Source organism: Bacillus sp. FJAT-45350, assembly GCF_002335805.1.
In the GTDB taxonomy this organism is placed as follows: Bacteria; Bacillota; Bacilli; order Bacillales; family NISU01; genus FJAT-45350.
In genome coordinates this window covers 132060-153687 of the sequence record NZ_NISU01000002.1, presented here as the reverse complement: position 1 = coordinate 153687, position 21628 = coordinate 132060, and the positions used below count along the sequence as shown (strand labels likewise).

Here is a 21628-nt window from a genome sequence, read left to right as displayed (position 1 = left end):
TACTAGAATTTACAGAGGGGGAAAATATTTTTATGTGGATTTACGAAAAAAAGCTTCAATACCCAGTAAAGGTTAGTACATGCAACCCTCAACTAGCTAAATATTTAGTTGAACAATACGGTGGGGCTGATGGCGAACTTGCTGCCGCATTACGCTACCTTAATCAACGTTATACTATTCCTGAAAAAGTCATTGGGCTTTTAACAGATATAGGTACAGAAGAATTTGCACACTTGGAAATGATTGCTACAATGATTTATAAGTTGACAAAAGATGCAACACCAGAACAATTAAAAGCTGCAGGTCTTGCAGAACACTATGTTTCCCATGACAGTGCATTGTTCTACAATAATGCCGCAGGTGTTCCTTGGACAGCGTCCTATATCCAAGCAAAAGGGGATCCAATAGCAGATTTATATGAAGATATTGCAGCTGAAGAAAAAGCTCGTGCAACATACCAGTGGATTATCGATCAATCTGATGATCCTGACTTAAATGATGGTTTGCGTTTCTTACGAGAACGTGAAGTCGTTCATTCACAGCGTTTTAGAGAAGCAGTAGAAATGTTAAAAGAAGAACGGGATCGAAAGAAAGTGTTTTAGTTTATTAGCTACGTAGGCCGAATCCTACGTAGCTTTTTTATTACATTCCCAATTGTCTGTTATTTCTCCCTAAAAAAACCTCTATTTATTAGACTAGTTTTCTTATATTATGTAATTGATAACCTAATAAACTAGGAGGAACACCATGAAAAAATTATGTTTCTTATTACTTGTGTTACTATTAGCTAGTCTTTCTTATCCACTGGATTCAACTCAAGCAAATAACAACCCGCGAATTATTTTAGATGGGATAGAATTACAGACTCAGGCAGTTCTACATAACGGTTCTACGTTGGTCCCTATTCGAGCTGTTTCTGAATCATTAGGGGCAAAAGTTAATTGGAATAATAGCTCTAGAACAGTAACGATCATACAAGACAATAAAACAATATCATTTGTTGTTGGTTCAACAATCGCTAATGTAAACGGAACACAGATAACAATTCCTCCAGCAATGATTATGAATGGTTCGACAATGGTCCCTCTACGATTTATAAGTGAAACATTAGGCTTAACTGTGGATTGGAATGGTGCTACACGTACTGTTACACTTTCCTCAACCGACCATAAAGTACAATCAACTGCACCACCACATACAGCTGTAGCCAATGCAACTACAACTGTTTATACCGTGGTAGCTGGCGATACATTATTTAATATTGCTAATCGATTTGGTACAACTGTCACTGAACTTAAGAATGGTAACAATCTATCTACTGATACCTTACATATTGGACAAAGGTTACATATACATTCAGGTAACTCTACTTTGGCACAAGATACTACGTCTACTGCAAGTAACTCTAGTGTAACTGTTACATATATTGATCATACGATACGTTCAGGCGATACTATATGGAATTTAAGTACACAATACGGTGTTCCATTTAATGAATTGCTAAAAGAGAATAACCTTACAACAAGAAGTACGTTGAAAATTGGACAAACAGTTCGTATACCAGAGTACCACATACCAACTAAACCAGTTGTATCAGATAAACATGGTGAAGTACTTGACTGGTGGACTGAAGCAAGGTATGTATTTTCTACTGGAAAAACAGCTACAATAACAGATTTCCAAACTGGTCGAACATTTCAAGTTCGTCATACAATGGGTGGAAACCATGCAGACAGCGAGCCGCTTACTGCTCAAGACGCTCAAACTATGAGAGAAATTTGGGGTGGCCAATATTCTTGGACTCCACGTGCAATTATTGTTGAAGTTGATGGGAGAAAATTAGCTGCAGCTATGCACTCAATGCCACATGGTGATCATGTAATTAAGAATAATAATTATAATGGTCATTTCTGTATCCATTTTTTCAATAGTACAAGACATAAAGATGGTTTAGTACAGGATTCTATGCATAAGCAAATAGAAATTGCAGCGGGTCGTTCAATAAAATAAGTATCTATTAAGTTTTACAGTTTTGAGACAACCATTATGTTGTTTCTGCAATTATGTGATTGTTGCTATTTTTTAAATCAATATAGAAAGAGCTCAGACCAAATACGTGTCTGAGCTCTTTCTTATAAGACTATATAAACGAAATGACAATCATTAACACAAAAAGAACAGTCAAATGAATTAACGAAAAGACAAACATTTTTGTTGCCCATTTGATTGCATCAACTTTATTAAAATTAATGACCCCAATTAATAACCAAGCAAGTGTTAATCCAAACATTGTAAATGCAATTATTTTACTGTAAGGGAAAAATAAAAATGAAGAAAATAGCAATATTACGATATATACAATCGCCTGTACTTTTGTACGATGAATTCCTTTTACAACAGGGAGCATTGGTACTCCTGCCGCCCTATATTCCTCCATCCTTCTAATCGCAATTGCATAAAAATGAGGAGGCTGCCATAAAAACAGTAGAACAAAAAGCCCAATCGCTACAGGGTGAAATATATCTGAAGAAATCGCAGCCCACCCCATTAATGGAGGCATAGCTCCTGAAATGCTTCCCACTTCAGTATTATATATTGTCTTACGTTTTGTTAGCATTGTATATGGTACAACGTAAAAGAAAAAACCTAAAAATCCTATCAGTGCCGTCAATGGAGATATTGTTAATAAAATACCTACCCCGACAATCACAAGGAAGAACCCTAGCCATATAGCAAACTTAGGATTAATAGTGCCATCTACAGTCGGCCTAATCTTTGTCCGTTCCATAACCCCATCTATATCACGATCATAATAATTGTTAATTGCACCTGAGCCACCAATAACAAATGAAGTACCTATTAGAGCTAAGATAACAACAGGGAAATTTTCAACAAAGCTTAAATTGTTTACATACAAAGCAAGGCATAACCCTGCAAGCATGCCCATTGAGTTAGAATTAATAATCCCCGTTTTTATAATGGCCCTTATCACTTTCCATGAATAATATTGCTTCAATGGAATGGGTTTACTTACAACTCCACCAGTGTTTTTCACAAGCATGTCTCCCATTCTATTTATCTATTTAATACCTTTTGATAGTAGAAACAATATCATTATACATGTTTCGTCATATTATAACTAGCTTTCAACACTGAAAAGATAAAAAGCCTAGTGGATAACTTCACGGATATTGGAAAACCATGAATCCCCTTCCTCTTCTAATAGCTGTTTCATCTAACTACTTGTTAAATAAGAAGTAAAATAAGACAGTTTTGTGACCACCGTCTAGACCCATACATTTTGCGCAATATACATTTTAAATTTACCTTGTCGAATTAATAAAACAATTGTCGAAGTTATCTCTTTTTAGTGCACTTTCCTTTATACTATTACTTATTACCTAAATTCAGATATACATCTTAGTATTAAATTACCACTAAATACAACTCTAAAACTACACTAAAGGAGATATTAATGATTTCTAACGAAGAAATGGTTATATTTATTAAAGAAATTAATTTGTTAATTAATGACTACAATAGATGTGACGATATACTCGTAAAAAAGCAAATTTATGATGATATATTACTTTTAAATAAAGTATTGACCAATAGACCTCTAACTTAGTTACTTTGCTATCACCCTAGTTCTTTTTTTGTCTATTTTTATCGAAACCCTTTAAATTTAACCAATTATATGAGCATAATATCATGTAAACACCTAGAATTAGTCATTATTAATAGAGTTTATACAAATTTTCACAATGAGATGGAGTAATTAGTCATGGATAATAAGGAAGAATTAGAGGAAATCATAGAAAAAAAGAGAGAAGAAATGATTCAAGTAGGTATCACAAAGGGGCTTACACATAGCAGTACTATTAGATGCAGCCAAGAATTAGACCAGTTATTAAACATTAGGCGGAGCTTATATACTACTAATAAAAATATACAAGCTTTTTATAAATTAGTAGTTTAACTAGACTACCAAAAGCAATTCAAAGGTAGTTAGTGTTGAATTTCATGAAATAAAAACTTCAATTCAGTTGTTTTTTTCCCTTTTAATTGGATGGAACTCTTCCTAAATAGCAACCTAAAAGAGTCGTCTCCCTCTAAAAAGGAAGCGACTCTTTTAGGTTGCTATTTTCTAAAATATAATACTTACCTACAATTTAAAAACCCGAACAGTCTCTTGTAACTCCTCAGCCATTTTAGCCAGGGATTCAGCTGATGTTGTCACTTCTTCCATAGAAGCATTACTTTCTTCGGTTGATGCTGCTACATTCTGTGCATGATTAGCCGATTCTTTTGCAATGCCATGTTCACCAGCACGAGCAGCTTCAATCGTCGCATTTAGCGCTAACAAATTTGTTTGTTCAGCAATACTCGTAATCAATGAAATAATATTACCAATCTCTTCGGATTTTCCACCTAATTGCTTTATTACCTCTGAAGTATTCTTAGTTTGAGTATTAATTTGATTCATTTGTTGAATTGTTTGATTAATTACTTCTTTTCCTTCAACTGCGCTTTGTAAAGTTCTAGTGTATTGGTAACTATATCGTGACGGGTTACGTTCAATTCAGAAATAAGAATCCGTTGAGTTTCTTCATCCCCATTAAAAATTTCTATGGCAAGTTCATCAAACTTCTCATTTGCACTCACAATAGACTGAAGAAGTTCTTGTTGTTGATCGGTGTGCATTCTAGTAGAGATAGAGTTCAAATATCCAGTTAATTTCTCATCCTGTGTGTTATAGAAGTTTTCATCATATGTACCGTTTCTAACAAAATCACTTACTTGTATATACTTAGAGCGTATTAATGCTCCCATGTCCGTTATTACTACGGCTCTGTCACTTCTTTTTTCTAAGATTTCTACCTCTTCTGATACAATGTCTAACTGAACTTATCGATGGTAATTAGCATTAGTAAATCTTAGCAACTGTTAGTTTACTAATCAAAAAAAGCCATGGAGTTCACTTAATCCATGGCTTTTCCTTAACTTATATTTTAAATCCTTTTATCATTTCTCTAAGTTTATCACTAGACTCGTTTAAGTTCTCAGCTGACTTAGCCATCGATTGAATCGCTCTAACCTGTTCTTCAGTCGATGCTGTAATTTGTTCGGTTGAAGCGGCCGACTCTTCAGCAACAGCACTAACATTTTGGAGGGTTCCAATCACATCATCTTTCGAACCATTCATTGCATGAATATCATCATTACTCGTTTTAATTGATTGTAAAATATCTTGTAAATTATTATTAATTGATTTAAATACGTTCTCGGTATCTAGAGCTACCTGAATTTGTTCCTTTGAACTTTTATTCGACTTGTCCATTGTGTCCAGCACATTAGTAGTTTCTTCTTGAATACCTAAAATGGTTTGCTTCACTTTTTCTGTAGCTACTGAAGATTGTTCAGCCAACTTACGAACTTCGGATGCCACTACCGCAAACCCTTTTCCATGTTCTCCAGCTCTAGCTGCCTCAATTGATGCGTTTAACGCTAGTAAATTGGTTTGTTCGGAAATTTCATTTATACTACTGATTATCGTCTCGATTTCTTTGATTTTACTAACTAAATTTGAAATGTCCGTATTTACCGATTGAATAACTTCGCTTGTTTCATTAGTTTTTACTTTCAAGATTTCAGCTTGAGCTACACCTTTTTGACTAGATTCGTCCACTTTTTTTGATAAGACATTCATCTGTTCATTTTGTTCACTGACTTTCTCTATTTGTGAAGATAAAGTAAATGACTTTTTATTTGCCAATTCAATATCAAATGCTTGTTGATTTGCGCCACTAGCAATTTCTGCGATGGCCCTTCCTACTTCTTCGCTAGAAGCTGTTGTTTCTTCTGAAATTGCGCTTAAATTCTCCGATGCTTGCGAGACTTCTGTCACAGAGTGTTCTACAGAAGAAATAAGCTTTTTCATATTCCCTACCATATCATTAAAGTGATTTGATAGTTCACCAATCTCATCCTTAGACTTTGATTTAACGTAAACAGTTAAATCTCCCTCTGCTACTTTGTTTACTTGCTCTTTTAATCTCAAGATAGGTTTGGTCAAACTTTGGGATATAAAATAAGTGACCACTATAGCTACCCCAATCCCTATCAGTGAAACTATAAAAATTATAAATAAGAAATGGTTAGCTTCTTCAAGTAAACGTTCTTCATAATAAACGGTTCCTACTTTCCAATCCGTTTGTTCTATCGTCCCATAGGATAGAACGCGGGCTTGGTCATTGTAAATGTAATCAAAATACCCTTGTTCTTCAGATTGATACATCGATTGTATAAAGTCTAAATGAAATAAATCATTTCCTCTTTCAGTAGGATGAACTAAAGCTACTCCTTGTTTATCTAACAATATTGAATAACCGTCATATCCTACAAAAGTTTCGCTAATGATTTGTTCTAGCGAATCTAAACTTAGGTCATTCGCCACAACACCTAAAGTCTGATTCGTTTGAGGATCAATGATTGCTTTAGCAACAGTTAATACATACTCTCCATTACTACTATCAATATATGGTTCAGTAAAAATAACTTCATTTGGATTTTGAATTGCATCTATGTACCAAGGTCTTGTTGTAGGATCATAATCACCTGGTAAATCGACGAATGGTTCGGTGTACATATCTCGACTAACTGAAGCAATGTATGCAAGAGTGATATTGGGGTAGGATTCTAGATATTTTCCAAAGTCAGTTTGAATACTTTCCCAACTGAAGTTGGAATTTTCATTCTGTGAATCACGTAAAAACTGAATGAGCATTTCATTACTACTATATCGGTCAACACTAGTACTGAACTGATCCAAGTAAAGTTCAGTGACTGTTTTCATTTCATGTACACTAGAACTAGCTTGTACTCTTGCATTTTCTTCTATAGAGTCTTTACTTAAGAAATAGGTGGTAGTAGAGACTGATGTTAAAATAATGAAAATTAATGTTATAAATGATAGCACTAATTTCGTATTAATTTTACGAAACATATAATTCCTCCTTAGATTTATAATAAACAACACAATAATAGTAGAAATGCACAATGGCTATTTTACCATAACTTTTTATACAAAACTTTTTATATAAAATATTTTATATATTCAGACTATTTTTTGGTTCGTATATCTTGTAAAGGCTCCAATAAAAAATATACACATTCTACTAATAACTAGTAGAATGTGTATATTTACCAAGCTAATTCATTTAATAAATAAGAAGGCATTCAACAATGTTCTTGATAACGACCTTCGTAAACTCACTATGGAATAAAAGGTCAAGCAGACCTTTTATTCCAGCCTCTTTATAGCATTAACTACGGATTTTTCGATCATTTAAACGTTAATTAAAGAAGTAAAAATCATGAAAATACCTAAATAAATATAACCAAAAATTTAAAAAATATTTTTTCTATGACAGCTAAAAAATTCTTGTGAAGTAAAATTCAAACAATTATAATATGAGGAAAAGAAATATAAAACATACGTTCCCAAGAAAGGAGATGAACCACTTAGATGAAAGATACTGATGCAACATATATTGCTGGTATTATAGATGGACTCTTAAATTTATCATACCCATCTTAAAAATACCCAAAAAACTTAAAAGAGCAATTCATATCTTAGAAAACTATGACCGTGTCACTCTAAGAAATGGTAAGTATAATAGAACCACTCTACTTCAGAAAAAACTTTTCGAAGACAGCTTTTTTAAAATTTAAACACAAAAAAACCACCAATATATGTATTGGTGGAGACGGTGGGACATGTAATTCCATGCTTTCGCAATGGCACTGACTATATCTTGAACTTGAGATTATCAAGTCCCTTGGCGTATTATACAGAATATAAATTTATCGTACCAGATAGAATTCTGCATCCTAGTACTACCTAATGTTAGGCAGCCTATAAGTCGATACACGGCTGTTGGATTACTCCACATACCGCTCGATGTTACCTTATCACGAAGGTGACGTAGACTTCATCGATAAAGCCAAGTTTTCACTTGTATGTTACCACACAAGGCGACTATTTCCATAATCGAACCCACGTCCAGAAACATTGGCACTTAAGCTTCTACGAGTGTAGTTACTGTATTAGCATTTCGCAATCACTTCAGCCCAGTAACAGGCTTCTGTGACGCTAGTCTGGTTGTTCTCTTCCTTTTCCCTCAGACGGTGAGATCCGGCGTAGCCCACTAAGAGTGAGTCCCGTTACCTACCACATGGGCGATGGAGGGCGGAACCGCTAGCAGACTAGGCTGCTAAAGCGAAGTTGTTTTGTTCTTTGCCAGTTATAGGCGTTGGCGTTTTAACGAGGCCGACCCCCTCGACTCGCAACTTAAGCTCAAACTATCCCTGTCGAATCCAAAACGTCCCCATATAATAGGTATTGTTCAAACTTAATTGAACGAATACGATGGAAGATGTTTGGCTTATAGCGCATATGAAGTTGTATGCTTGCCTTGGTACATTTTTATTATAACACATTCATGGAGAAATTCAAATTCCAGTTTCTGTATTACACATTACATCTTTTGACTGTCTCTGAATGCGCGCTCTACTTCACGCTTTGCATCTTTCTTTTTCAATGTTTCTCTCTTATCGTAATTCTTTTTACCCTTTGCAAGACCAATTAAAACTTTAGCAAACCCATTTTTAATATAAATCTTTAATGGAATTAACGAATATCCCTTTTCGCGTGTTTGACCAATTAGCTGGCTAATTTGTTTCTTATGAAGCAATAGCTTTCTCGTTCGATCCGGATCATGATTGTAACGGTTTCCTTGTTCATATTGGCTAATGTGAGCATTAATTAAAAAAGCTTCACCATTTTGAATTCTAGCAAAGGCATCTTTAATATTAGCACGACCACCACGTACAGACTTTATTTCCGTTCCAGTCAATACAATGCCTGCTTCGTATGTTTCTTCAATAAAATAATCATGTCTTGCTTTTTTGTTTTGAGCTACAACTTTCCCCTCGGTCGACTTCGCCATATTATTGCCTCCTCTGCTTTCATTTCATTTAATCATTATAACAATAATTAGCAGGGAATGCGAATGAGAGCTACTAATTTAATTTCTTCTTGTATGGAATTATAGAGGCTGGGACAAAAGGTCTTTTGACCTTTTGTCCCAGCCTCTCTCGATAATTACTCTTCAATTATTATTGTCTTTTCTTTCCTTTGTGTGCCTGGAATTGGTGTATGATTGTTTTCAGCAAGCTCTACTTCTACTTCATACTTGCCAGGAGGAAACTCTTCAAGGTCAAGTTCTTTTGTAAAATGATTTTCTTTCACACCAATTCGAGTCCCTACCTTTTCTCCCTCTTTTTTCAACCAAATATGTGCATGCCCTTCCCCGTCCACATTTTTCACTCCATAGTTCTCAGCAGACAGCTCTAGGTTTATCGTTTCAATATCAAAAGTCAATACACGTTCATCCAATGTCAATTCATATGTATAATCAATATCATGATTTACACTGTCTTCATTCGCCCATTCTTCAGGCACTCTCTCCATATCATGCCCATGAGCATGTTCCTCTTGTTCATCTACTTCAGCAATTGTTTCAGTTGCCTCAGGTTCTTCCTCCTGATTATCAGAACATCCAACTAAAATAGAACCTAAGAATACCCCAGCAACTACTAGTTTCATTTTATTCATTAATCCTTACCTCCTTTTCATCTCACCTACCTTTGTTCCCAACAGATTATACTTTTATACACTACATTATCTTTCTAACTAGATTTCCTCAAAAAAAAAGGCAAGCCACAGGCTCACCCTAAATTAATAAATCATAATTCAGCATCCATAATTAACAATTGTCAATTAACCATTAACAATTGCTCTTCTTTACCCCTTGCTCTTCTTACCTTTTTTACGCTTATTCTTAGGAGCATTTTCGTAGTACGGTTTGTTCTTTTTCTTCTTTTTCTTTTTCGGATCTTTTTCTTCTTGCCCATCTTTTCTTTGTGGTTTTGGATTGCGTTTGCCACCTACAATGATTTTTGGCTTTTGCGGTCGCTCACGCTTGTTATCCTTCATACCGACAATTTCAAAATCAATTGACACTTCGTCCACATTTACATTGATACAGCGAACTTCTAGCTCATCACCAATACGTATAACATGACCTGTTCGCTCACCGATCATCGCATATTGCTTTTCATCATAATGATAGTAATCGTCTGTTAGGTTTGATACATGCACTAACCCTTCAATTGTATTTTCAAGCTCGACGAAAATACCGAAATTGGTTACACCACTAACCATACCAGTGAACGTTTCACCAATTTTATCTTCCATGTATTGCGCTTTTTTCAATGCATCAGTGTCACGTTCTGCTTCAACTGCACGGCGTTCCATTTCAGAAGAATGCTTCGCAATTAATGGTAGCTTCTCATTCCATTCTTGTTGTGTCTCTTCATCCACTTTGTTCTGAATTAAATACTTTCGAATTAAGCGATGAACGATTAAGTCCGGATAACGACGAATCGGTGACGTAAAGTGAGTGTAGAATTCAGTAGATAAACCAAAGTGCCCCAGACTCTCTGGGTCATATTTTGCCTGTTGCATTGATCGAAGCATGACCGTACTAATTACCGTCTCTTCTGGTTTACCTCGAACTTCATCTAATAGCTCCTGTAACGCTCTAGGATGGACTGTATTTGCATTTCCACGTACAACATAGCCAAAGTTCGTGATGAATTCTAAAAACTTCCCTAGCTTCTCTGCATCTGGGTCATCATGAATACGATACATAAACGGTAGCTTCATCCAATGGAAATGCTCAGCTATCGTTTCATTTGCAGCAAGCATAAATTCTTCAATCAGCTTCTCAGCTACAGAACGCTCCCTTATCACAATATCCTGTGGCTTTCCTTCCTCATCTACAAGAACTTTCGCTTCTTTAAAGTCAAAGTCAATTGCACCACGCCCAAATCGTTTTTTACGTAAAATAGCTGCAAGCTCTTCCATGTCTTTGAAGAACGGAATTAGAGGCTCATATCGTTTTGTTACCTCTTCATCCTCTTCTAATAAAATCTTCCTTACATCGGTATATGTCATTCTTTCCGTAGTTCGAATTACACTTTGGAAAATATCATGCTTAATAACTTGTCCTTCAGGATTAATTTCCATCTCACATGATAATGTAAGTCGGTCTACTTGTGGATTTAGACTACAAATCCCATTAGATAAGCGATGAGGTATCATCGGGATTACTCGGTCGACTAAGTATACACTTGTCCCACGCTCTGCAGCTTCTCTGTCTATTGGAGAACCTTCTCTTACATAGTAGGTAACATCAGCAATATGAACACCTAGCTTGTAGTTCCCATTTTCTAATCGCTCAACATTGACAGCATCATCTAAGTCCTTCGCGTCAGCACCATCAATTGTTACAATTGTTTGGTCTCTTAAATCCCGACGGTTTTTAATTTCAGCTGGATCAATTTGATCTGGCACACCCTCAGCTTGAGAAGTAACTTCCTCAGGAAATGCCTGTGGTAAACCATGCTTATAAATGATAGATAAAATATCGATGCCTGGATCATTTTTATGACCTAAAACTTCAATAACTTCACCTTCAGCAGACATTCTTCCTTCAGGGTATTTCTTAATTTTCACAACAACTTTGTGACCATCTACTGCACCTTTGTCAGCATTTTTAGGGATAAAAATATCATTTGGGATACGCTTATCATCAGCAATAACAATACCGTATTGCTCATTATCTACGAACGTCCCTACTACATCCGTAACACGACGCTCAATGATTTTAATTACTTTCCCCTCAGGTCTTGAACCTGTTGACTTTTGGTGTAGACGAACGAGAACAATATCCCCATTCATCGCCCCTTCTAAATCACCCTGATTAACATAAACATCTTTTTCACCAGATTCTTCAGGAATGATAAAAGCAAAACCTTTTGCGTTCCCTTGTACTCTCCCTTTCACAAGGTTCATTTTCTCAGGAACACCATAGCGGTTATTACGAGTCCGAACAATCTGTCCTGACTCCTCCATTTGATTCAATACCTTAACAAACTCCTTAAATTCACTTGAGTCCTTTAATCCAAAAGCCTCTTCAAGCTCTGTAACGGATAATGGTTTGTACGCTTCCTCTTTCATAAACGAGAGAAGCTGCTCTACACGTTTCTCACTCATACCAACACTCCTTCCTATTTTAAGAGCAATTACAAATTACTAGTTATGAATTATAAATTCATCACTCATAACTCATCATTCATAATTAATCAAACTGTCCACTCTAGACTTTCTAAGAACTGATACACGTCTTCATGTAGCTGTTCTTTTTCTTTGCCTAGTGTAATGACATGTGTTGATTCCTCGTACCATTTGATTTCTTTCTTTTCACTCTCGACATTGTCATAAATAATATTAGCACTTTCACTATCTATTGTTTCATCGTGTCTCGCTTGTATGACGAATACAGGATTATAAATATAATCTAGATTTTCACGAACATCTTCTATTAAGTTTTTCAAGTCCTTCAGAGATTCCATTGGTGTTTCTTTAAATTTTTCCATTTCAGCTTTAATTTGTTCCTCAGACTTTTGCTCTCGTTTTTTGTAATCTTGAGCGTAGTCTACAATCCCTTGATACTTCAAGCCCTCAGCCTTCGTAATAGCCGGTGCACACATTGGGACAATTCCCTTTACAGGTAAAGTGTATCCTACTTTTAAGGAAAATACCCCTCCAAGAGATAAACCGCAAACGGCAATCTCTTCATATCCTTCATCTTTCAAAAGCTCGTACCCTTGACGTACATCTTCCCACCAATCCTCTGGCCCAGCCATAAGTAATTCCTCCGGTGGAACCCCATGACCTTTGTACAATGGAGCATGACACGTATACCCTCTCTCTTGTAAAAAACGTCCGAGCATTCGTACATCCGCTGTATTGCCTGTAAAGCCATGTAACAATAGAACAGCTCGTTTGCCTCCTTCAAATGTAAACGGCTTCGGTGCTACTATTTTCATGTTCAATCACTTCCTATTTACTCTCTGTCTTTGATTGCTATCCTCAAAAGTAGCACAATCATATGTAAAAATCCACTGAAAAGGATAAATATTCCCTAATATCATGTATATATATTTGCATTATTCCCACTTGAAAGGAAGGTTACTCTTGAATCTGACCTTGCAATTCAAAACAAATAAAAAAAGCAGTAAGCTGCTCTGCTCACCACTTCTTCATCCGCTCTTCATTTATCTTGTTAGATAAGATACGCAACTGCAATTGTTAGTAAGAAAAACAACACCCCAAGAACAACTGTCGCTTTACTTAAAAACGCATCAATACCACGTGCTTTTTGCTTACCGATTATTTGCTCTGCTCCACCAGAGATAGCCCCAGAAAGACCAGCACTACGTCCAGATTGAAGTAAGACAACTACGATTAAAGCGATTGATACAACAATTAATAGTACAAAAGCTAATGTTTGCACTAAATCCACCTCCAAAAAAACAGTTCACACTACCTTCTAATTTACCACAAGAGAAGTGTGAGTACAAGGGGGGTTGTTAATTATGAATGATGAGGTATGAGTTATGAATTTTTAAAGAGAAGTAATAAACCATCTCTATATTTTGCAAGTCAGTTTATTTTATTATAGGTAAAATTATGTTTTCCATTCATAACTCATAACTCGTAACTCATAATTAAAAAAGATAGAGCCCCCTGAAGACTCTACCTCAAATATTATTCAGTAAGCATGAAGTCCCCTGAAAACTCCATACATACTTAAAACGTTTTGCAATTTGCAATTCTACATTTGCAATTCGCACTTAAATTCATAACTCATAACCAATAATTCTTAATTGCACTTATTAAGGTTATAAAACGCTTTACGTCCCCCATATTGACCAATTGTAGCTAAACCATCTTCAATACGTAGTAATTGGTTGTATTTTGCTACACGGTCAGTACGTGAAGGTGCACCTGTTTTGATTTGTCCTGCGTTTGTTGCTACGGCAATATCAGCAATTGTAGCATCTTCTGTTTCACCTGAACGGTGAGAGATAACCGCTGTGTAACCTGCACGTTTTGCCATTTCAATCGCATCAAATGTTTCAGTTAATGTACCGATTTGGTTAACTTTGATAAGAATTGAGTTACCAATTCCTTTTTCAATACCTTCAGAAAGCTTTGCAGTGTTTGTTACGAATAAGTCGTCACCTACAAGCTGTACTTTATCACCTAGTGCATCCGTAAGCTTCTTCCATCCATCCCAGTCGTTTTCGTCAAGTCCATCTTCAATTGAGATGATTGGGTACTTAGAAACTAAATTAGTATAGTATTCCACCATTTCTTGAGAAGTTTTTACTACACCTTCTCCTTTTAAGTGGTACTTACCGTCTTCATACATTTCAGAAGCAGCTGCATCCATTGCAAGCATAATTTGTTCACCAGGCTTGTACCCTGCTTTTTCAATGGCTTCCATGATTGTTTGAAGAGCTTCTTCATTTGAAGCTAAGTTCGGCGCGAAACCACCTTCATCACCTACAGCCGTGTTGTAGCCTTTTCCTTTAAGAACAGCTTTAAGGTTGTGGAAAATTTCAGTACCCATACGAAGAGCCTCACTGAAGTTTTCAGCTCCTACTGGCATAACCATGAACTCTTGAATGTCCACGTTGTTATCAGCATGCTCTCCACCATTTAAGATGTTCATCATTGGTACTGGTAATTGTTTTGCATTGAATCCGCCAAGATAAACGTATAATGGTAAATCTAAAGCATCTGCAGCAGCATGTGCAACCGCCATAGAAACTCCAAGGATTGCATTAGCACCTAATTTTTCTTTGTTACTAGTTCCATCTAATTCAATAAGTAATTGGTCGATCCCAACTTGGTCAAGAGCATCAAAACCAACTAACTCAGGAGCAATGTCTTCGTTCACATGCTCAACTGCTTTAAGAACACCTTTCCCCATATAACGGTCTCCACCGTCACGAAGCTCAACAGCTTCGTATTCGCCTGTAGAAGCACCACTTGGAACTAACGCACGACCCATAGCTCCAGACTCTAGATGAACTTCTACTTCAACTGTTGGATTACCACGAGAGTCTAAGACTTCACGTGCATACACATCAGCAATAATCGTCATAATTTTCATCTCCTTTTTATTTAAAACCAATAGATTTTACACTTTAAGAGCATGTTCAAAAAGTAGTGGCAATGGCTTCGCGCGCTGTGCGCCTTACTAGGAGAAAACCACTCCTAGCAAGGCTTTTAAAAGAATACAGCGGCTACGCTCATTGCCTCGAATTTGTTCAAAAAGGTAAAATCCGACCTTTTTGAACAAATTCTTTAATCAAACATAGCGTACGATAAGTGCACCTAATTCATTCGCGAAAATTGTCAAAACTCCTGCAAAATAAAAAAGTTGATTTTTACTTTTTTTATTTTGCAATGCAATGAGCGTAACCGCTGCCTTATTTTAAGCCTATTATGAGTGGTTTTCTCATAATAGGCGCGCAGCGTGTGCAGCCATTGCCTTCCCCGAGTCAACTTCATTCTACTTTGTAGTCGCTGCTTTGTTTTTAGTCTTTCATGAGTGGTTTTCTCTTAAAAGACGTGCAGCGTACGAAGCCATTGCTCTCCCTGAATGCACTAAAGATTACTCTCAATCCGAGTCAACCGCTGCCTTATTTTAAGCCTATTACGAGTGGTTTTCTCATAATAGGCGCGCAGCGTGTGCAGCCATTGCCTTCTTCGAATATGCTCCGTTGCATTTTCTTTTTACTTCGAAGTCATTACTTTTTTAGTCTCTTATACCCTCAATTAATTACTTCACCAACGTCTTCCCTGTCATTTCCTTCGGTTGCTCAGCACCTAAAAGTGACAGCAATGTCGGTGATAAATCTGCAAGAATTCCGTCTTCTCTTAATTCTAAGCCTTCTTTTGTTACAATCACAGGAACTGGATTTGTCGTATGTGCCGTCATTGGCTTATCATCAACAGTCAATACCTCATCCGCATTTCCATGGTCGGCAGTAATAATAGCAGCTCCACCTTTTGCCACAATGGCATCAACAACTCTACCTAAGCATTCATCTGTTACTTCAACTGCTTTGACTGTTGGTTCAACCATACCTGAATGACCGACCATATCCGGATTAGCAAAATTAAGAACAATAACATCATGCTTGTCTGCTTCAATTTCTGCAACTAACGCATCTGTTACCTCATAAGCACTCATTTCTGGCTGAAGGTCGTAAGTTGCTACCTTTGGTGAATCAATTAAAATTCTCTCTTCACCAGGAAACTTCTCTTCACGTCCTCCACTAAAAAAGAATGTCACATGAGGATATTTTTCTGTCTCTGCAATCCGTAATTGCTTATAGCCTTGCTGAGAGACAACTTCTCCTAATGTATTATCTAAATTTGTTGGTTGGAATGCTACGTACCCTTGAACTGTTTCACTAAAATGTGTCAGGCACACATAGTGAAGGTCTCTAGGATGCTTGTCTCCACGATCAAAGCCACGAAAGTCTTCATTTGTGAATACCTGTGACATTTGGATTGCTCTGTCCGGTCGGAAGTTAAAGAATATGATTGCATCATTGTCCTCAATATTCCCTACTGGGTTTCCACCTTCATCTGTGATTACTGACGGAACAACAAACTCATCGTGAATTTCATTATTATAAGAGTCTTCTAGAACTTCTAGTCCACTTTTATATGTAGGACCATCTCCATAGGCCATTGCACGATAGGATTTTTCAACACGATCCCAACGTCTGTCACGGTCCATTGCATAGTAGCGACCATGAATCGATGCAATTTTACCGATACCTAATTCGTCAATTTTATTCTGTAAATCACGAATATAAACTTCAGCTGAAGTCGGACCTACATCACGACCATCTAAAAAGCCATGAATATATACTTGCTTTACATTTTCTTTTTTCGCTAACTCAAGTAAAGCAAATAAATGCTCAATATGACTGTGTACACCACCATCTGATAACAGTCCATATAAATGAAGACTACTATCCTTCTCATTTACATGTCGTATCGCATTTAGGAACGTTTCATTCTCAAAAAACTCACCTTCACGAATAGACATATTCACTCTAGTTAAGCTTTGGTAAACAATACGGCCAGCACCAATGTTAAGATGCCCAACCTCCGAATTCCCCATTTGTCCCTTTGGTAGACCAACTGCTTCGCCTGATGCTTTTAACGTCGTATGTGGGTATTTATCCCAATACCTATCGAAGTTCGGCTTTTTGGCTAGTGCAACTGCATTCCCCTTTGTTTCATCTCGAAGGGCAAACCCATCAAGTATGATCATTGCGACTGGCTTTTGACTCATTTTTCTGCCTCCAATAGCTGTACGAACGAACTAGGCTCAAGACTTGCTCCACCAACAAGAGCACCGTCAATATCTGACTGACCTAAATACTCGGCAATATTCTCAGGTTTTACACTTCCACCGTATTGAATGCGAACAGCATTTGCTGCTTCCTCACCAAACTTAGCTGATACAACTGAACGAATATGTGCACACGTTTCATTTGCTTCCGCTGAAGACGAAGACTTTCCTGTACCGATAGCCCAAATTGGCTCATAAGCAATCACAAGCTGTTTTACTTGGTCTTCAGATAAGCCCTCAAGACCTTTTTCAACTTGTCCTTTTACTAACTCATTTGTTTTACCCGCTTCACGCTCTTCTAACGTTTCACCGCAACATATAATTGGTACTAAAGAATGTTTAAATGCAGCATGAACCTTTTTATTTACTGTCTCATCAGTCTCAGCAAACATTTCACGACGCTCTGAATGACCAATGATGACATAAGAAACACCGATATCTTGTAGAGCAACAGGACTTACTTCTCCCGTAAATGCCCCACTTTCTTCAAAGTGCATCGTTTGTGCACCAATTTTCAATTCTGTTCCTTCTGTTTCTTTTACTAATGCATCTAAAAATAATGCAGGAGAACAAACAACTGAATCAACACTAGTAGAAGCTGGAATTGTTGATTTTACTTCCTGAACGAATGATACAGCCTCCTGTAACGTTTTGTTCATTTTCCAGTTTCCAGCAATAATTGGTTTACGCATTTTTTTACACCCCGTATCAGTATGAATGAATTCTTATAAGTTATTTATCATTAAGAGCCACTACACCTGGAAGGTCTTTTCCTTCCATAAACTCTAAAGAAGCTCCTCCACCAGTAGAAATATGGCTCATGCTATCAGCATAGTTGAACTTCTCTACAGCTGCAGCAGAATCCCCACCACCAATAACAGTATAAGCGTCGTCCGCATCAGCTAAGGCAACTGCTACTGATTTTGTTCCATTAGCAAAAGCTTCATATTCAAATACACCCATAGGTCCATTCCAAAGTACAAGCTTTGAATTCAGGATGACTTCACGATATGTATCGCATGTTTTTGGACCAATATCGAGCCCTTGCCAATCAGCTGGAATTGAATCTACATCTACTACTTGAGTTGTCGCATCTCTAGAAAATTCATCAGCTATGACAACATCCTCAGGCATGTAGAATTTAACACCTTTCTTTTCAGCCTTTTCGATAAAAGACTTAGCTAAATCAATCTTATCTTCTTCTAATAAAGATTTCCCGATTTCATAGCCTTTTGCCTTTGTAAAAGTATAAGCTAGTCCACCACCGATGATTAAGTTATCAACCTTATCTAAAAGGTTATCAATTACACCGATTTTGTCCTTTACTTTTGCTCCACCAATAATCGCAGTGAAAGGGCGCTCTGGATTTGATAGAGCCTTACCAAGTACCTCTAGTTCTTTCTCCATAAGGAAGCCTGCCACCGCTGGAATGTGCTGAGCAATCCCTTCAGTCGAAGCATGCGCCCGGTGAGCGGCACCGAATGCATCATTTACATAAAGGTCCGCAAGTGCTGCAAATTCCTTTGCTAACGCTTCATCGTTCTTTTCTTCTCCTGGATAGAAACGAACATTTTCTAAAAGAAGTACATCACCATTGTTCAAGTTTGAAATAGAGTCATTAACCTCAGAACCATAAGCTTCATCTGTTTTCGTTACTTCTTTTGCTAGCAAGTCACTTAGTCGTTTTGCTACCGCATCAAGACGTAATTCTTCCACAACTTCCCCTTTTGGACGACCAAGGTGACTAGCTAAAATAATCTTAGCTCCTTGTTCAATCAGGTATTGAATCGTCGGAAGAACCGCACGAATACGCGTATCATCTGTTACTTCACCATTACTCATAGGCACATTAAAGTCCACACGGCAAAAAACCTTTTTTCCTTGTAGCTCTACGTCACGAACTGTTTTCTTGTTCATTTTAAGTGATCCCCCTCAGGTTAAATAATAAGGAAAAGAAGAAAGAGGAGCGAGGATTCATGGTGACTTCCTCCTCCTCTACCAACATTTTCACTATAGATGATTATAGTCCTTGTTTAGCAATATATTCAACTAAATCTACTACACGATACGAATAGCCTGCTTCGTTATCGTACCAAGAAATAATTTTTGCCATATTTCCTTCCATTACCATTGTTGATAAGCCATCAACAGTTGAAGACATAGGGCAACCATTGTAGTCTTTAGAAACTAAAGGTAATTCACTATAAGCTAGAATTCCTTTTAACGGACCTTCTGCAGCTTCTTTGAATTTCGCATTAATTTCTTCTGCTGTCGTATCTTTATCTAACTCAACTACTAAATCTACAAGAGATACATTCGGTGTCGGAACACGCATTGCACCACCGTTAAGCTTCCCTTTTAACTCAGGTAATACTAATGCAACTGCTTTTGCTGCACCTGTCGTAGTAGGGATAATTGATTCAGCCGCAGCACGAGCACGACGGTAATCTTTATGTGGTAAGTCTAAAATTTGTTGGTCATTTGTGTATGAGTGAACTGTTGTCATCATACCGCGGCGAATACCAAAGTTATCGTTAAGAACCTTCGCAAATGGTGCTAAGCAGTTCGTTGTACAAGATGCATTTGAAATAACATGGTGACTCGCTGCATCATACTTTTCTTCGTTAACACCTAATACAATTGTAATGTCTTCATTTGAAGCAGGTGCTGAAATGATAACTTTTTTAGCTCCAGCATCAATATGTTTAGAAGCATCTTCACGAGATGTAAAGCGACCTGTCGCTTCTACAACTACATCTATACCAAACTCTCCCCATTTTAAATCTGCAGGGTTACGCTCAGCTGTTACTTGAATCTCTTGTCCATTAACTACTAAGTTCTCTCCATTTACAGATACCTCAGCATTGAATGTTCCATGAACAGAGTCATATTTTAATAAATGAGCTAACATATTAGCATCAGTTAAGTCATTAATCGCCACTACATCTACATTAGGGTTTTCCATCGCTGCTCGAAATACAATACGTCCAATACGTCCAAATCCATTAATACCTACTTTAGTTGCCATTAAAAAATTCCTCCCTAAGTGTAAAAAAAATTTTATTTATTATTGAAAAGGGTTGTTCACTTGAAGACGTGAGCATCATTTAGAGCTACCCTTTGTTCACCTATACTCTTACATTCAATAAAGTCTTTGCAGCAGCCTCATCTGTTATGAGAACATGGCTAGGTCGGTAATTCATATAAGCAGAAATCGCCTCTGCTTTTGACGTCCCACCTGCAACTGCAATTACATATTTTTCTTCGTTTAGATCTTCAAGCTGTAAGCCTATCGTTCGTTCCCTGTGAATAATATCTCCTGATTTATCAAAATAATAACCAAAAGCTTCTGCAACTGCTTTTTCAGCTTTTATTTTTTTTATAATTGATTCAGGCGATCCTCTTCTTGAAGCCATAGTAGTAGCTTCTCCTATCCCATGGATAACGATACTAGAGGCTTTAATTAACTCGATAACCTCTTTAACTGATGGCTCAGAAATTAATGATAAGTATGCTTCTTCACTCAATTGGTCTGGTACATGAAGGAGACGATAACTCCCCTCCGCATTTTGAGCCATGCGTGCACTTATTGTATTCGCTTGATTCTCCATTTGTTCACCGATTCCACCACGAGCAGGTACAAAAGTTACCTCGCTACTTTCTGGTGTCATCATCTCAGCTACCGAAGCAAGAGTAGTCCCGCCTGTCACCGCAACAACATCATTTTCTTGAAATTTCTTTTTTAACATTGCCACACATGCTCTTCCCATTTCTTTCTTAACCCATGGAAACTCATCGCTATTACCGGGTAGTACTATCACTTGATCTACTTGTAATGTTTCCGAAAGACGTTGTTCTAAAACTTTCAAACCTAATAGTTCTTTCATTACTTCTTCTAGTTGAAGTAATAACGTTTTCCCTTCGCTACTAAGACTCATACCAGCTGAAGCTACGTTAAGCAAACCTTGTTCTTTCAAAAAAGTAACTTCACTTCGCAAAACACGTTCTGAAATATCCAAACTAGAAGATAGGCTTCTACGACCGATTGGCTCCATTAGTCGAATAAATTGTAATATCCGAAATCTCTTCACCATGATATCTAGTACATCTGGTAATAATTTTTTCTGAATGTCTAATAATAATCGCATTGAAAGATCTCCTTACCATTACAGAGGTCATAGTCACATAGGGTCACACAATGTCCCTAT

At 37.0% G+C, this 21628-nt stretch carries 17 protein-coding genes, 1 other RNA gene and 2 pseudogenes; 3 read left to right on the top strand and 17 right to left on the bottom strand.

Features of this window, described 5'->3' with window-relative positions; all coding sequences use genetic code 11:
- Positions 1-32: 32 nt before the first annotated feature.
- Together CD003_RS17295 and CD003_RS17290 are read left to right on the top strand one after the other, a co-directional pair.
- The gene (locus CD003_RS17295) at positions 33-602 is read left to right on the top strand and encodes a manganese catalase family protein (protein WP_096202500.1); all 570 of its coding nucleotides are present in this window, start codon (positions 33-35) and stop codon (positions 600-602) included.
- Between the two features lie 145 nt (positions 603-747).
- Entirely contained in the window at positions 748-2010 is a 1263-nt protein-coding gene (locus CD003_RS17290; protein ID WP_096202499.1) for a stalk domain-containing protein, read from the top strand.
- 130 nt (positions 2011-2140) lie between these two features.
- On the opposite strand, the gene cyoE is transcribed toward CD003_RS17290, so the two are convergent.
- Positions 2141-3055, bottom strand: a complete 915-nt coding sequence (gene cyoE / locus CD003_RS17285) for a heme o synthase (RefSeq protein ID WP_096202498.1) — start codon at positions 3053-3055, stop codon at positions 2141-2143.
- A gap of 729 nt (positions 3056-3784) precedes the next feature.
- Between cyoE and CD003_RS17280 the strand changes: the two genes are divergently transcribed.
- On the top strand, positions 3785-3979 hold the full coding sequence (locus CD003_RS17280) for an aspartyl-phosphate phosphatase Spo0E family protein (RefSeq protein ID WP_096202497.1): 195 nt from the start codon (positions 3785-3787) through the stop codon (positions 3977-3979).
- 186 nt (positions 3980-4165) lie between these two features.
- Here CD003_RS17280 and CD003_RS17275 read toward each other — a convergent pair whose 3' ends face one another.
- From CD003_RS17275 to CD003_RS17205, 16 genes and pseudogenes are all read right to left on the bottom strand, one after another.
- Positions 4166-4486, bottom strand: coding sequence for a methyl-accepting chemotaxis protein (locus tag CD003_RS17275; protein ID WP_096202496.1), 321 nt, complete (start codon positions 4484-4486; stop codon positions 4166-4168).
- A gap of 20 nt (positions 4487-4506) precedes the next feature.
- Positions 4507-4833: a hypothetical protein gene (locus CD003_RS17270; RefSeq protein ID WP_096202495.1), complete on the bottom strand. Its 327-nt coding sequence runs from the start codon at positions 4831-4833 to the stop codon at positions 4507-4509.
- A gap of 172 nt (positions 4834-5005) precedes the next feature.
- Positions 5006-5632, bottom strand: a pseudogene (locus tag CD003_RS22750) (methyl-accepting chemotaxis protein); the annotation flags it as partial.
- A 318-nt stretch (positions 5633-5950) separates the two neighbouring features.
- A pseudogene (locus CD003_RS22745) lies at positions 5951-7006 on the bottom strand (cache domain-containing protein); the annotation flags it as partial.
- Positions 7007-8050: 1044 nt separating this feature from the next.
- Positions 8051-8384: a transfer-messenger RNA gene (ssrA, locus tag CD003_RS17260) on the bottom strand.
- A gap of 156 nt (positions 8385-8540) precedes the next feature.
- Positions 8541-9011, bottom strand: a complete 471-nt coding sequence (gene smpB, locus CD003_RS17255; protein WP_096202493.1) for an SsrA-binding protein SmpB — start codon at positions 9009-9011, stop codon at positions 8541-8543.
- Between the two features lie 155 nt (positions 9012-9166).
- Complete coding sequence (locus CD003_RS17250) at positions 9167-9679, bottom strand: hypothetical protein (protein ID WP_096202492.1); 513 nt, start codon at positions 9677-9679, stop codon at positions 9167-9169.
- 189 nt (positions 9680-9868) lie between these two features.
- A complete protein-coding gene (gene rnr / locus CD003_RS17245; RefSeq protein WP_096202491.1) occupies positions 9869-12184 on the bottom strand; it encodes a ribonuclease R in 2316 nt (771 codons plus the stop codon).
- A gap of 89 nt (positions 12185-12273) precedes the next feature.
- Entirely contained in the window at positions 12274-13020 is a 747-nt protein-coding gene (locus tag CD003_RS17240) for an alpha/beta hydrolase (RefSeq protein WP_096202490.1), read from the bottom strand.
- Between the two features lie 236 nt (positions 13021-13256).
- Complete coding sequence (secG, locus tag CD003_RS17235; RefSeq protein ID WP_096202489.1) at positions 13257-13487, bottom strand: preprotein translocase subunit SecG; 231 nt, start codon at positions 13485-13487, stop codon at positions 13257-13259.
- A gap of 369 nt (positions 13488-13856) precedes the next feature.
- Positions 13857-15146 carry a phosphopyruvate hydratase gene (gene eno, locus CD003_RS17230; RefSeq protein WP_096202488.1) on the bottom strand — a complete coding sequence of 430 codons (1290 nt, stop codon included), beginning with the start codon at positions 15144-15146 and terminating at the stop codon, positions 13857-13859.
- A 681-nt stretch (positions 15147-15827) separates the two neighbouring features.
- Entirely contained in the window at positions 15828-17360 is a 1533-nt protein-coding gene (gpmI, locus tag CD003_RS17225) for a 2,3-bisphosphoglycerate-independent phosphoglycerate mutase (RefSeq protein ID WP_096202487.1), read from the bottom strand.
- Positions 17357-18112, bottom strand: coding sequence for a triose-phosphate isomerase (tpiA, locus tag CD003_RS17220; RefSeq protein ID WP_096202486.1), 756 nt, complete (start codon positions 18110-18112; stop codon positions 17357-17359). The genes gpmI and tpiA overlap by 4 nt, the downstream gene beginning before the upstream one ends.
- A gap of 40 nt (positions 18113-18152) precedes the next feature.
- Positions 18153-19337 carry a phosphoglycerate kinase gene (locus tag CD003_RS17215; RefSeq protein ID WP_096202485.1) on the bottom strand — a complete coding sequence of 395 codons (1185 nt, stop codon included), beginning with the start codon at positions 19335-19337 and terminating at the stop codon, positions 18153-18155.
- 103 nt (positions 19338-19440) lie between these two features.
- Positions 19441-20448 (bottom strand): type I glyceraldehyde-3-phosphate dehydrogenase, encoded by a 1008-nt coding sequence (gene gap, locus CD003_RS17210; RefSeq protein ID WP_096202484.1) that lies wholly within the window; start codon positions 20446-20448, stop codon positions 19441-19443.
- Between the two features lie 100 nt (positions 20449-20548).
- Positions 20549-21568, bottom strand: a complete 1020-nt coding sequence (locus CD003_RS17205; RefSeq protein ID WP_096202483.1) for a sugar-binding transcriptional regulator — start codon at positions 21566-21568, stop codon at positions 20549-20551.
- Between the last annotated feature and the right edge of the window lie 60 nt (positions 21569-21628).

Coding starts and splice junctions, on each gene's coding strand:
- CD003_RS17295 (WP_096202500.1), top strand. CDS start 33: ATGTGGATTTACGAAAAAAAGCTTCAATACCCAGTAAAGGTTAGTACA.
- CD003_RS17290 (WP_096202499.1), top strand. CDS start 748: ATGAAAAAATTATGTTTCTTATTACTTGTGTTACTATTAGCTAGTCTT.
- CD003_RS17280 (WP_096202497.1), top strand. CDS start 3,785: ATGGATAATAAGGAAGAATTAGAGGAAATCATAGAAAAAAAGAGAGAA.
- CD003_RS17275 (WP_096202496.1), bottom strand. CDS start 4,486: ATGAATCAAATTAATACTCAAACTAAGAATACTTCAGAGGTAATAAAG.
- CD003_RS17270 (WP_096202495.1), bottom strand. CDS start 4,833: ATGGGAGCATTAATACGCTCTAAGTATATACAAGTAAGTGATTTTGTT.
- smpB (WP_096202493.1), bottom strand. CDS start 9,011: ATGGCGAAGTCGACCGAGGGGAAAGTTGTAGCTCAAAACAAAAAAGCA.
- CD003_RS17250 (WP_096202492.1), bottom strand. CDS start 9,679: ATGAATAAAATGAAACTAGTAGTTGCTGGGGTATTCTTAGGTTCTATT.
- rnr (WP_096202491.1), bottom strand. CDS start 12,184: ATGAGTGAGAAACGTGTAGAGCAGCTTCTCTCGTTTATGAAAGAGGAA.
- CD003_RS17240 (WP_096202490.1), bottom strand. CDS start 13,020: ATGAAAATAGTAGCACCGAAGCCGTTTACATTTGAAGGAGGCAAACGA.
- eno (WP_096202488.1), bottom strand. CDS start 15,146: ATGACGATTATTGCTGATGTGTATGCACGTGAAGTCTTAGACTCTCGT.
- gpmI (WP_096202487.1), bottom strand. CDS start 17,360: ATGAGTCAAAAGCCAGTCGCAATGATCATACTTGATGGGTTTGCCCTT.
- tpiA (WP_096202486.1), bottom strand. CDS start 18,112: ATGCGTAAACCAATTATTGCTGGAAACTGGAAAATGAACAAAACGTTA.
- CD003_RS17215 (WP_096202485.1), bottom strand. CDS start 19,337: ATGAACAAGAAAACAGTTCGTGACGTAGAGCTACAAGGAAAAAAGGTT.
- gap (WP_096202484.1), bottom strand. CDS start 20,448: ATGGCAACTAAAGTAGGTATTAATGGATTTGGACGTATTGGACGTATT.
- CD003_RS17205 (WP_096202483.1), bottom strand. CDS start 21,568: ATGCGATTATTATTAGACATTCAGAAAAAATTATTACCAGATGTACTA.